Origin of the sequence: Phocaeicola faecicola (genome assembly GCF_013618865.1) — a bacterium.
Taxonomy (GTDB): domain Bacteria; phylum Bacteroidota; class Bacteroidia; order Bacteroidales; family Bacteroidaceae; genus Phocaeicola; species Phocaeicola faecicola.
In genome coordinates this window covers 93,971-107,350 of sequence record NZ_JABSOE010000002.1, presented here as the reverse complement: position 1 = coordinate 107,350, position 13,380 = coordinate 93,971, and the positions used below count along the sequence as shown (strand labels likewise).

Below are 13,380 nucleotides of genomic sequence, written 5' to 3'. Positions count from 1 at the left end.
ATCAGGAATAGAAGAACTGATAAAATCCGATTTGGAAATGAGAAATGGAAATGAGAATTGCTAATATTCTGATAATTAGATATTTAATCATTTCTAAAATCGGTAATAAAAAAGAGAGAAAATCGATTTTGAAAGAGAGAAATGAAAGAGATAAAGCTTTAAACATAGAAAATCATGATTGATAGATGGTTTCAAAACGATATAAATAAAGTATTGGCTGTACATGACCGTGTGGTGGTGACTGATGCTTTAGGAGAAGGCAGATTCCTGTTGGATTATTTGCCTTTGGATGTAGTGGTGATCAATACTGGCAATGAGGAAATAGACGAAATAGAGGCAAGATACAAGGCTGAAAAAGACTGTATAGACAAGAAGGTGGTATTCTATAAGCAGAATACACCGGATTCCTTATGCTTTCTGTTGGAGTATGCAGAGACTAATGGCTGTATTGTACTGGACGATATGGAGGCTTATATCAGAAAACATCTGTTTGAAGGTATAAAGGAAAATACAGAATTAGGAAAGCAGGAACTTCTGATGGCTGCCAAATTGAGCAAGGGAAAGGACTTGAATTGGTGGCATGGGGTAAGTAAGGGAATAATCAAACCACTGGATACTGACGGACTGGTAATAGACTTGCTGCATCATCCTAAAGAAATTAAAAAGAATATGGATGGAGATGTCTGGAAGATCTTTGAGTCGGAAGTTTATAGCCTTATCTCAAAGCCACAGACAAAGCAGCATGTAGAAGTGTTGGCACAGTCGGTGGCTGATACGATATTTGATGGACTGATTCATAATAACATGTCAGACAGACTTCTGAAAATCTATTATAAGTGTGTGGACAGTAATTCAATGAGGGAGCCTTTACTGAATTATATCGAGAAATACAAGATGCCTCAAGGTGTATCTGTATTGGATACTCATCCGGACCATTGTCTTATGGAATTGGACAGACTGTATTTCAAGCAACTAAGTGCCGCACTGGAGAACAATGAATATATTATCGGGTTCCAGAAATATGTCTACAATCGAACTAAAAGTAAGAAAGCAGAAGCATATAAGGCTGAGTGGCTGAAGGATGTAAAGGTATTGCTTGACTTCAAGAATGAGAAGCTTTATGAAATCAATACCGTTTCTCAACTGGCGAACTATTATCAATCGCACTTTGCTCCTTTGGATTCAGCCATAAGACATCTGTATGTGGCATGGCTTCAGGAAGAAAAACTATTGCGTCCTTATCAATACAGATACGAACAATATAATAAAGAATTGCTTGACCGTTGGTTTGGGCTTATAGATGGATATAAACCAACTCAAAGAAACTTTATAGCTGATAAACTTTCCGGAAACGGACGGATAGCGGTAATAGTTTGTGACGGGTTGAGACTAGAAATAGCAGAATCCATAGCTGATAAGATTAAGGTTAAGGGAAAGAAGGATGTGGCTTTTGCTGAATTGCCATCTGTAACGGAGAATGGCATGAGTTCGCTTTTCGGTTGTGCGGAAGTAGAAGATGTAGCCCAAACAAGATATAATAACCTGAAGACCTTAATCCCTGATGTTGAGGTTATCCAACTGGAAAAACTCAACAGTGGAGTAACGGCAAATAAGTTAGTATTGATGTTCGGTGATATAGACCAGGTTGGCGAAAAGAAACAACTGGCTGGATTGAAAGATATAAATGCATACGAGGCCTTTGTCTCGGAAAAAATAAATGAACTCTTTAGTATGGGTTATGGTAAAGTGTATCTTACAGCCGATCATGGATTTGTGATAACCGGTATATTGGATGAAGCGGATAAAATTCCGGTTCCGGATGGAGATATAATCAAATCGGAGGAAAGGTTCTGTCTGGCAAATGATACTTTGGATAATGAAAATATAATCATTCGAAGCCAGAAGTATAAGGAGAGTCAATATCAGTATTATGCTAAGTCGGACAAACCGTTCGTTTCAAAAGGTGCTTACGGTTACGCACATGGTGGATTTACTCCTCAGGAATGTATTATTCCGGCTTATGAGTTTGCAAATGAAAATCAGGAGTCTTTAGGAGTATCCATCGTAAACAAATCAGCTTTGCAGAATGTTACAGGAACTTATTTTACGGTTAAACTGAAGGCTGAAAGTGTAGAGAATACTTTGTTTAAGGCAGAAAGAAAAGTGGTGATTCAGATTTATGGAAATGGAGCTTTGCTGAGTACGTCTTCGGTATATAGAATGACTCCTTCATCTGTGCAGGAAGCTGAATTTGCATTGGTAGCAACTGGAAATGTGAAAGTAGTGGTTGTGGATATTCAGACACAGCAGCAAGTGGATTTCTGTGAAGTGAAAAAATCAGTGTCACGAGACCTGGATGACTTATTTTAAAAGATGGTATTATGTTGGAATTAGATAAAAAATTATTGGACCAGTTTCAGGGCTATGTAGTTCGGAAAGACGTGGTTCGTTCTGTAAAAGGTGGTGCGAATGTACCGGTTTTTGTGTTGGAATATTTACTTGCCAATTCATGCAGTACGGATGACGAACAGAAAATTAAGGAAGGAGTTGAGAATGTGAAAAATGTTCTCCGTAAACATTATGTCAATCCGGATGAAGCTAATCTGATACAGGCAAAAATAAGGGAAGAAGGTACTTACAAAGTGATAGATAAGATTTCTGTCCGTTTGGATGCTTCTAAGGATAAATATTGGGCAGAACTTTCAAATCTGAATATTCGAGATGCAAATATTGATGACAGGATTGTGACGGAACATGAAAAGATGATGATGGGTGGAATATGGGCTATCGTGGATATAACATATGATTCTACTATGGCTATTGGCAGTAAGCTGTATCCGTTTGTAGTATCTAAAGTTCGCCCTATCCAGTTGTCGAACTTTGATATGTCCAGAATAAGCTACAACAGAAAGAATTTTACCAATGAAGAGTGGTTGAACGTGCTGTTGCGTAGCGGTGGTTATGAACCGGAGTCGGAAGGTATGACACAGCGAATGAAGATGCTCCTACTTTCACGTTTCATTCCTATGGTAGAGGCTAATTTTAATATGGCTGAACTTGGCCCGAGAAGTTCCGGTAAATCATACGTGTTCAAGGAGTTGTCGCCATACTCCATGCTGGTTTCGGGAGGACAAGGTACGGCAGCCTCTCTTTTTGTGAATAATTCCAATGGTCAGATCGGAGCAATGGGTAAATGGGATGCCGTATGTTTCGATGAATCGACTGATGAGTTGTTTAAAGACCGTGAAGTAGTGCCATTGATGAAGGACTATATGGAATCGGGTTCTTTCTCAAGGGCCGGAAAATCAGGTGAGAAATCAGCCAATGCTTCTATTATCCTGAACGGTAATATCAATCAGCCTGTAGAAACAGTATTACAGACCAGTCATTTATTCAGTCCTTTTTCTGATAAGATATCGGATGATACGGCATTTCTTGACCGTATAGGATTTTTCTTGCCAGGATGGGAAATCATGAAATTTGCACCTGCCAATTTTACTAATCATTTTGGTTTCAGTACGGATTTCTTCAGTGAAATGCTTCATGCATTAAGAAAGGACAATTATACGAACGCCATAGATGAGTATTTTACGCTAGGCTCACAAATGCGTCAGCGTGATACGAAACCGGTTCGTAAGACTGTTTCAGGACTAATAAAACTGTTGCATCCGGATGGAAAGTACACTAAAGAAGATGTACGAGTTTATTTGGAATGGGCAATTGAAATGCGTAGAAGGGTAAAAGAGCAGTTGAAACGCATTGGTGGAATGGAGTTTTGGGATACCAATTTCTCTTATATAGATAAGGAAACACAGGAAGAGACTTTTGTTCCAGTGCCGGAAGAAAGAGGTAGTGGATTGATCGGTGACTCTCCTTTACCTCCAGGAACATGTTATTCTGCTACTTCGGATGGGGATAAGGTTGCCTTGGTAAAGATAGAGGTAATCACAATGCCAGGTAATGGAAAGTTGAACATCAGCGGAACGAATTCAGCTTCCGTAAAGGAGGATATTAAGAATACATATAACTATATGAGGGCGAATGAGAAGATGTTGTTTTCTCAACAACGTTCGTTTGCCAACATGGATGTAACGGTTCAAGTAACAGCCTTATTAGGTTCTACAGTACAGAGTGGAATTGGTGGAGCGGTCTTTGCTGCTATCATTTCATCTGTATTCAGTAAGAACCTGAAGCCAGCTTTGGGTATTATCGGCAATATATCTATCGGTGGAGCTATAGAGCGTGCTATTAATTTCAGTGACAAGGTTTCTATACTGTCGGAAAACGGAGCAAAGACGGTACTTGTGCCTATGGATAATCTTGCAGAACTTTCTACTTTGCCGACTACGGTTTTGGGCAAGACTGATGTACCTTTTTATGCCAATACACAAATGATTATTCAGAAGATGATGTTGTAAATGTATAGTTCAGATGAAAAGAGTGATAAAAAGATTAACCAATTATAGGTACTTACGAATAATATTAAAAAAACTATGGAATGCTATTCGAATATACTTAACAATAACTTTTAAGAACCTATTGGATAATATCGGAAAATCACCATTAAAATGGTTGAGTTGTATAACCATATTATTGTCTTTCTTTATTTTTGATTCTTTTTGGACAGCATGGATAAATAAGATATGGGTTGATCCGATTGCATCTCAAATCAAAGACAACACATGGTGGATTATTGCCATTTATTCAGTAATAATATCTGCATATTATTATCATAATCTCAAGGAAACGGAAGTGATAAATATGAATAGATGTAAAGTTGTTGTAATTGGAACTTTGCTATATTGTATTTGTCTTTTCTCCAGAAAATGGGACTATGTATTGATTTGTGATTATAGTAGGTATTTAGCTTGGAGTAATTTTATTATTATAGTTCCTATATTATGGGAATGTTATATCTGTTATCAATTAAAGCATAAAAAGGCTGCTGAAAATGCCAAGCCAGAACTTGAGATTGAAAAGACAAATAATGTAGCGGATTCATATAAAAGGAAGGCTGTATGCGAATCTGCATACAAAACCTTGGGGTCATGTTTTTATAAAGAAGGAAGTTTTACATTCTCTATAACTGGTATTTGGGGAAGCGGAAAAACAACTTTTATTAATATCCTAAAAGAACAGTATAGAAGAAACAACTCGGTCAAAAGTGTCATTATATTTGAGCCGTGGAAAAGTGATACATCAGATTCCATTGTAAAGGGATTCTTTGCAATGCTACGTGATGAACTAAGAAACTATATTCCAAACATCTCATCTACCATAGATCAATACGTTGAATTGCTATTGGATGAAGAATCTGGAAAACCTTTAAAGATTATAGGAAAATCATTACATGGTATTTTCAATGAAGATAAAAATCCATACGAGCTTATAAAAGAAATACTCGAAAGAACAAAACATAAGACTGTTGTTTTCATAGATGATATAGACAGATTAAATGCAGCAGAAATAAAGGAGGTTTTACGTTTGATAAGGAATACGGCTAACTTCCCATATATTCAGTTTATAGTAGCCTATGACAAGAATTATGTATGTGAAATATTGAAGAACAATGGAATTAATACTCCTGACCGTTATTTAGAGAAGTTTTTTAATGTGGAAATGTCATTACCAAGAAGTGAGGAGAGAGTTCTTTGTAATGAATTGCTGACTCGTATTCAAGAAACCGTACACGCAATATGGGGATTGAAAAAAGAGGATACTAAGATTACCAATATGGTTTATTATCGTCCTGATAATCCTATCAATAGTATAATTGACAATAATTTAGTAACTCAAGTATTACATACTATCAGAGACGTTATCCGTTTCCATAATTCTTTTTATTTATTAGCTAAAGCATATAAAGATCAGAGTGCAGAAAAAGAAGTTTGTTTTCAGGATTTATTCTTCCTAGAGTTGTTAAGATATAGATATTTGGATATTTATACTGTTCTGTGCAATAGGCCTTTGTTATTATTACAATTGTCGGACTATGTGTTCTCATTAGATAAAGATTATAAAAAAACTCTTCAGGAGTATTTAGATAATGCACATGTTGAAATTGTGTCAGATATATTAGAGTATTTATTTAGAAGCGATAGAGATAAGGCAAATGCTATATATAGTCTTAGAAACTATTATAAATATTTTATGTATAGACTTGATGAAAAGATTCTTACAGTTGATGAATTTATCTCCTTGGCTGAAAAGACTGATGAAGAGATGACTAAATCTGCGAATCAGTTATATATAAGAAAATATGGATTAGAATTTGAAAATGAAATAGGGATACTTCTGGCTCAGATTTATAAAAACAATGGAGAGGATAGAACTTTTGGCTATACTGACATTTATAATTTATTAGAGAAACTGGCGAAATCTACTGTAAGAGGATTGAAGGATGAAATTTATAATGCTATAATACCTCATCTGCAACAACTTAGAAGTATAGATAATAGGCATTTTAAAGCATTGTTGCACTTATATAATGTAGTGGATTTTAACTCAAAGACGATTAAATATTTTGATATATTGAATTTTTTGATGGCTATATTGGTCAAGAAAAATCTTGCTGTGAGATTACCACACCCTATTGGGCAAGAAGAACATGATATAGTTTATGATTTCTTGTCTAATACGACACATCCAGCTATTATAAGTTCTGCATTATCATCATTTAAAGAAGCTATTGAGAATGGTGATAAAGCCATAATAGACGACTTGTTGATAGATTTATCTGTTTTATCAGACATACAATTAAAACATTTTGAAAATGAACAAAATAAATTTTCGGAAGATGGATTTACATTATTTTATAATTGTCAAAGTAAAACGGATCCTAAAACACATCGTGTCTATTTAAGGCAAGAAGCACTGGATCTAATGAAACATGAAATTCAAAATAATCCGCAAGGATATTTTAGTATGTTTATTCGTAAAGGAGAAACATCTAATCCAGAGTTCAATACAGTATCGCCAGAGCCATTCTGTATCACAATTTTTGGAAGTTATGGAAAATTTGAGGAGTTTCTGAAAAAATGTAAGAATGATAACCAATATACGATAAGGGTAAAGAACTTTTGGGAATTATATAAGAATAATGATTATAGACCTATTGAATTTGATGGACAAGGAAATGTACAAGAAAAAATTGATAATTGTTTTATAAACGAAATAAAGCTTCTTTATCAACTGCAATACATAAAAAAATATCTTAATAGAGGTGGAAAAGTAAATGATAAATTAAAAAGACTATTTGATAAGAGTGAACTATATATTACGCTAAGAGGTGATATATATGAAATGATGAATAAGAGAGACGGAATGAGTTAATAAAAGCATGGAGTGAGTTGATGCTCACTCCATGCCAATATCGGTAATAAAATTCTTTTCAGCTTCATAACAGTGGGATTTCAAATGACCTGATTACACATTGCGCTTCCTTATCCATAATGAACCAGTATTCAGAGCGGTATGATTGTCCGTCAGAATCAGTAGCTTCATACTCTATCTTTACCTTCCAGCCGCTGAACGGCTTGCGTTCCTGACTGGCTTCATCACCAGCAGGCTTCAGTTCCTCCGTAACCATCAGAGAGCGGAGTGCCGTCATGGCATCCATCTGACGTTTCATCTGTCCGGACATCCCGTGACATTCTGAATTCGGATTATCAAAATCCGTATCCTCCATAAACCTGCGGCTGATTTTCATCATGGCCACAGAAAGAGCCATCTTCTCCTTCATAGTAACATACTCACGGCCAAATACAGAATCCGGTTTGCTGATACCGACAATCTTTACGGATTCCGGATTATCCACCGAAGCCATCAGTGCCTTTTTGGCCATATCCTGTGCCTTATTCCCGCTGTTGCCGGAACAGCCGGTTCCCATTCCGAGCAGAACTGCCACTGCAGGCAGTATCAGTAGTTTCTTTCCCTGTTTCATATCTTTACGATTTGAAGTTTGTCCGGAGCAAGACCGAGACGCTTGCGGTAAATGGAACCGTCCTCCCGGTACATCTCCAGTTCGGATGAAGTAATGTTCTTTTCACAAAGCTCCTTCGCCTCTTCCAGTGTCAGCTGATGGCCTCCTATATTCCTCCAGATAGCGAATGAACACGGTGCTTCCTGATTGTTGTAGTTGGAACAGTTGAAAGCCCTTGTTCCCACACGTACCTCGCCGCCGCAGTGCGGACACCTGCCGATAACAGACTGCATATTGACTGCACCGTCATCAGCAAGTTCCAGCACTGTCGGGAAAGTCTTGCCTTCCTTGGTGGAGAATCCGTCCAGAAGGATTCGGCGTTTCTCCAGAAACTCGGCAATCTCCCCGTCATTCATTTTCCGGTTGCCGATGATGGCATTGATGTTGAGCACACAAGAAGGATGCTCACCTGTATTGTTTTCGCAGCGATACCCCTTGCAGGTCTTCACCACGTTGCCGCCGCAGAACGGACAGCGTCCTATAATCTTCTTTTCTGAATCCATATTCCTGATAAGTTACATTGTTTGAATTAATTGTAGGAGAATCCACGGTTCCAGTCCGCAACGATTCCTCCTATGATGTTCTTTCCGGACATCACGCTTGCCCATCCTTCCGGGTCAAGAGAGAACCAGAGGTCGTTCCATGAGAGTGTGCGTACCTGCCATGCCAGGATAAAGAGGTCGGTATTGACAGCCTCCAGTCTGGTCAGTACTTCGTTTGCTATGTAGTACCGTTCGGAAGAACTGAGCAGGTTTACCTTGTGCTTCTCCTTGCCTCCGTCAGAACCGCCTGTGTCATAGCTTCCGGAAGTCACCAGCTGCTTCATGAACGGATAAAGCGCAGCCATCTGGGTTGCGGCATCGGCCAGCTCGTCCGAGACGATTGCAGCAATGGCCGTTCCCTTCAGGTTGCTTCCTACCGATTTGAGCAGCAGGTCACAGTTCCGTGGTATCTCGGTGGCCACCAGTTCACCTGCACGCTTTATCTGATAGAGGTTCTGCATGGCACCCTGTGCATTGGAAAGATATTCCAGCATCTTGTCCTCCACACTGTGTACCCTGTCGAGTGCAACCGTTACGGCAGTCTCGGCAGCAATGATTTTCTCGTGTGCCTTCTGACGTTTGTTGTAGATATTCTTCAGTGTGGATGTCTGTGCAAAGACAGCACCCGTCAGAGTCGGGTCTGTCTGTTGTGCAAAAGTGTCCGCACCTTTCAGCAGAAAAAACGCCAAAGCAGTCACTACCGTTATTCTTAACTTGATTCTTTCCATATCATTCAGATTTTACGTCCTTTATTCCTTTGTTCGCTCAGATTCTGTTCACGTTCTTCTTTGTGTGGTGAAATCACCGGCTCCATCGGCCTGTTCAGCAGACAGTCGTTCCAGTCCTTGAAAGCCTTCGGAGGAAGCCACTGTCCCATGCGGTACCGGATGTTCAGCTGCCTGGAAACCTGGGCCAGTAGGGGACGCTCCATGTTAGGCTCTAATACCTTTCCCTTCGCTTCAATCCGGATGCCGCCGTCAGTCCTGCTTATCTTCATCTGAATATCTTCCTGCAGAGCCATCATGCGCAGTCCGTATATCCTCCCGGCCAGGTCATTGTCAAAACAGTCGAAGGCACGTGCATTGGGAAAGCGTTCCATGACTCCGGTTATCTGCCTGTCAGAGAATGTGCCGCCCAGTGAAACCAGAGCCGCACTGTCCCCAATCTGTATCCGGTTCATCTGGTAGAAGGCCATGGCATCAAATGCAGATTCACAGAAGAACACGCTTCTTACATTGTCCGGACTGATACCCGAAGGAACAGCTACCCATGCCGAGGATGACGAATCCGTACCGGCAGCCTTCGACTTGTAACCGCCATGCCCTCTGATTTCATACCCCCTGACTTCATTTCCCTTTCCGTCAGTATATGGGAATCCGATATTGTAGCCTTCAAACTTTCCGTTGTTCCTGTCCCTTATAAGGGAAATAAAGGGTGAAAGAACCGTAACTGTCGCTTTGGACAGTCCGCGCCGGAAGAACAGTCCCGGTATTTTTTCGGTATCAACCGGCTTCACCTCATATCTGGAAGCGTCAAACACGCCTGATGATTTTCCTGCCGATTTAACATACTCCCTGTCCTCCCTGTATTCCGGTTCAGGCATGTTGGCAAAACGTGCCATGACCTTGGCTATCTTCTGCCACTCATCCTTTCCTGATACCGTAAAGGATGAAAGATTCTCACGGATGAGTGTCACCACATCGCCCTTGGAACCGTCACGCCGGAAAAAGGTCTGTGCCGCCTTGTCGTTCGGATGGCTGACAATCAGCGTATCCCTTCTGTTGCCACCTTCACCGAGCACCAGCTCGATATAACGTCCGACACCGGCCTTCCTGTCCAGACGGTATCCCAGGGCGTATGCAATGTCATCAATCCCTACACGGGATTTCATTTCCCTGAAATTAACCTTGTAGTCACTCATGCTTTCCGATTTAAGATGTTATACAGAATTTCATATACCAAGTCCTGTACCGGCATTCCGGTTCCTGCCCATCATCGTAATCTCCGGTTCGTATGTCTTCCGTGCCGTCATGTTCAGGAAAGCCTCCTTGTCCTTCCAGTCCGTAAGCTGGAAGAATGTCCTGGCCGTTTCCCTGGAAACCTTCTTCAGCCCCAGCTCCACGCCATCGTATGACGCACGGATGGCATAGTCTCCGGAACGGGTCTTGACAATGGCCGCATTTTTGAAAGGCATCTCCTCGTCCGCACTGACAGGAGTGAACGGGTCATTCTTTGCCAGATAAGGCTGCTGGCCGAGAGGCAGACGCTGTTTGTCCACATGGTCAAGAATCAGGTCGGAAGCCTTGTTCACGTCAGCCATGACCGATACGATAAACTTCGGTTCCTGTTTCAGTACACCAATCCACGAGTCCAGATAGGCAGCCGAGTTGTCCGTTATCCTGGAATCAAAGCCCATGGAATGGCTGATCATGGCAGCCGTAAGTTCAGCCACCAGCTCCTCCTTGGCGTATTTCGGGTCACCGAACCTGCCGCCCATGTCCCTGTTCAGACGCTCCGGTGTCATGGTGGAGTGAGTCATTTCATGCAGCATGGTAGAATAATACTCCATTCCGCCACGGTAGGTTTCTTCAGGAGAACTGCCGATATTGAACTGCGCCTTCATGGGCAGCACCACAATATCCTTCGAGGGAGAATAATAGGCACCGTTCTCACGCTTGTCGGCACGTATCGGACAAAGCCACTGCTGCGTCTCCACCATACGGTCGAGTGCGGCATGGGTGTACATACCTTCCGTATCCCTAAGTTCCGGAACCTTGAATCTGTCCATGAGCTTCTGCATCCTCTCAGGCTGCACTTCTGCCAGATTGGTCTGTGCCACATTGTACACCGGGAATGACTTGATGAAAGGAATGACATCCATATCCTTCTTCTCTTCCTTGCTCATTGCACGGTATTCCTCCGTGCTTATCCTCTTGCCGTGACTGTCCTTTATCATCATATCCCAGTACACCACCGGAAAGGCCTTTTCACCTTTCAGAACATGAGCCTTCAGGTTATGAGCCTGCTTGAAGGTCAGATATACTGGAAGCTGGTAGTTCATGGCTGCAGTATGCATCTGAAGAAAGAAGGAATTGGAACCGGAATAGTTGCGGCCACCCACATTCTGCGGAAGTCCGGCATAACCCGATGCACCGCCAATCCATCCCTGTTTCCATCCCTGTTTCCATCCGGTATCCTTCATCTGCTGCATACGCTCAATCATCATTGCAGCGAAGCGGTCTATGGCCGCCTGTCCGCTGTTTCCCTGAGAGTCAGTTCCAGATGCCATAGCTGTCGTCATCCATTACCTGACGGTCCATCTGCTCGATGTCCGTCTGTTCCACATAGAACTCAGCCGATTCATCCGAAGGGTCAGTACCGTGTGAACGGCACCACTCCAGATAATCATCTGCATTCCCACTGTCCATAACAAAGCGGAGGAAACCTATCTTGCCCTCCTGCAGAAGCTCCACAAGCTCCTCATGATTCATTTTAGCTGACATATAACTTGTATTTTAGTTTTCTGATTATGTTACATTTTCATAGAAGCCGTTTTCTCTACCTTTGCGGTGTTGGCTGCAAGCATACCTGTTATCTCCGTATTCAGGTACTTGGCCGCAATCTGTTCCCTTGTGGCCGTCTTGGTCTTGAAAAGCGAATAACCGTCATCAAAGGAAATTTCATGCCGGGAAGTCTGTCCCTTCTCTCCGAGGTCAACCGACACCTTCCATTTGTTGTCGTTCCTGTCCTTGGCCACACGCACACCCTTGGGGTCAACACCTTCAGGAAGCTGATACTTCTCGTATGCTGATTTCAGATGCAGACGTTCCCCGAAGTTCTTCTCAATAAGCTGGTTTGGAGTGGCCACCCTGTCGAAGTAGGCATTCAGGTCCTGGCGTGAAGCCACGGCAGACATGTTGGTATCCCCAACCTGAATATAGAACTTGTATTTCCCAAAGTCAGGACGCTGCTCGTCCTTCTCTTTATAGACATTGAACTTGTTTACGGTTATAGAGCCGTCCGGTCCTGCAATCTCCATTGGCATACGGAAGGCTTCCTCAGATACCTTCGGCATCAGCTTTGTCGGATAGTAGCGTTCCATCAGCTGTGGTACCGTCATTTCCTTGTTCTGATAGGCCGCAAGGTCTGCTGCATCCATCTTCTGCGGCTTGAGCTGCTGTCCGTCAATCTTTGCGGTAAAATACCAGTCGGCAGGATTAGTGGTACTCTGGTAGGCATGACCATGAGTCACCTTTTCACCGTTGGCAGTCACCATCTGCGGCTCACGGGGCTTTCGTTCCTGGGCTGTCTCCGTTTTCTGTTCGCCCTTCTTTTCGGTCTTTACCTCATTATCCGTCCCGGTCTCAGCTTTGGTTTCAGCTTTGGCCTTCGACTTCTTTTCCCTTGCAGGTTTTACATCAACAGTGTTTTCCACTGTTCTGTCAGGAGCTTCCTGCACACCCTGTTCCTTTTTCTTCTTTCCCATATCTGTATTGTTTTGAATGGTTCTGTCATTATTCTCAGCCTTGTCCTGTCCGGCCTTCTTCTTCAAAGGACTGTCCAGTGCATCACAGATTGCAACCCTTATTCCGGAACGTATCAGTCTGGGCAGATAAACGTCAAGTGCTGATTGAGGGAATGATGCAACCTTTACAGGTCTCTTGTAGTCAGGCAGCATCCTGTCTGTAATCTCGATGGCAAGCACTGCGGCAGCCTTGACGGCATCCTGCTTATAGAGTTCATAGAAACTGTTCCGTCTGAACAGCAGCATGGCATCCGGATGCTTCTTCTTCACTTCGTTGAACTGCCGGATGATACCGTTATCATTATCTGAATCTGTCTTTTTGGCCATAGGAA

The 13,380-nt window shown here is 41.9% G+C and carries 10 protein-coding genes; 3 read left to right on the top strand and 7 right to left on the bottom strand.

Going from position 1 to position 13,380, the window contains the following annotated elements:
- The first annotated feature begins 174 nt into the window (after positions 1 to 174).
- From H3001_RS00975 to H3001_RS00965, 3 genes are read left to right on the top strand one after another with little or no spacing between them, the layout of a single operon-like run.
- Positions 175 to 2,370, top strand: a complete 2,196-nt coding sequence (locus H3001_RS00975; RefSeq protein ID WP_181213822.1) for a PglZ domain-containing protein — start codon at positions 175 to 177, stop codon at positions 2,368 to 2,370.
- An 11-nt stretch (positions 2,371 to 2,381) separates the two neighbouring features.
- Positions 2,382 to 4,418 (top strand): protease Lon-related BREX system protein BrxL, encoded by a 2,037-nt coding sequence (gene brxL, locus H3001_RS00970; RefSeq protein ID WP_181213821.1) that lies wholly within the window; start codon positions 2,382 to 2,384, stop codon positions 4,416 to 4,418.
- A 13-nt stretch (positions 4,419 to 4,431) separates the two neighbouring features.
- Positions 4,432 to 7,332: a KAP family P-loop NTPase fold protein gene (locus tag H3001_RS00965; protein WP_181213820.1), complete on the top strand. Its 2,901-nt coding sequence runs from the start codon at positions 4,432 to 4,434 to the stop codon at positions 7,330 to 7,332.
- A 64-nt stretch (positions 7,333 to 7,396) separates the two neighbouring features.
- On the opposite strand, the gene H3001_RS00960 is transcribed toward H3001_RS00965, so the two are convergent.
- From H3001_RS00960 to H3001_RS00930, 7 genes are read right to left on the bottom strand one after another with little or no spacing between them, the layout of a single operon-like run.
- Complete coding sequence (locus H3001_RS00960; protein WP_181213819.1) at positions 7,397 to 7,942, bottom strand: hypothetical protein; 546 nt, start codon at positions 7,940 to 7,942, stop codon at positions 7,397 to 7,399.
- Positions 7,939 to 8,484 carry a topoisomerase C-terminal repeat-containing protein gene (locus tag H3001_RS00955; RefSeq protein ID WP_181213818.1) on the bottom strand — a complete coding sequence of 182 codons (546 nt, stop codon included), beginning with the start codon at positions 8,482 to 8,484 and terminating at the stop codon, positions 7,939 to 7,941. The genes H3001_RS00960 and H3001_RS00955 overlap by 4 nt, the downstream gene beginning before the upstream one ends.
- Before the next feature lie 26 nt (positions 8,485 to 8,510).
- Entirely contained in the window at positions 8,511 to 9,251 is a 741-nt protein-coding gene (locus tag H3001_RS00950) for a hypothetical protein (protein ID WP_181213817.1), read from the bottom strand.
- A gap of 5 nt (positions 9,252 to 9,256) precedes the next feature.
- The gene (locus tag H3001_RS00945) at positions 9,257 to 10,444 is read right to left on the bottom strand and encodes a toprim domain-containing protein (protein ID WP_181213816.1); all 1,188 of its coding nucleotides are present in this window, start codon (positions 10,442 to 10,444) and stop codon (positions 9,257 to 9,259) included.
- 30 nt (positions 10,445 to 10,474) lie between these two features.
- Positions 10,475 to 11,812, bottom strand: a complete 1,338-nt coding sequence (locus tag H3001_RS00940) for an ArdC family protein (RefSeq protein WP_181213815.1) — start codon at positions 11,810 to 11,812, stop codon at positions 10,475 to 10,477.
- A complete protein-coding gene (locus H3001_RS00935) occupies positions 11,796 to 12,026 on the bottom strand; it encodes a hypothetical protein (protein ID WP_117652930.1) in 231 nt (76 codons plus the stop codon). The genes H3001_RS00940 and H3001_RS00935 overlap by 17 nt, the downstream gene beginning before the upstream one ends.
- A 29-nt stretch (positions 12,027 to 12,055) precedes the next feature.
- Positions 12,056 to 13,375, bottom strand: coding sequence for a MutS N-terminal domain-containing protein (locus H3001_RS00930; protein ID WP_181213814.1), 1,320 nt, complete (start codon positions 13,373 to 13,375; stop codon positions 12,056 to 12,058).
- Between the last annotated feature and the right edge of the window lie 5 nt (positions 13,376 to 13,380).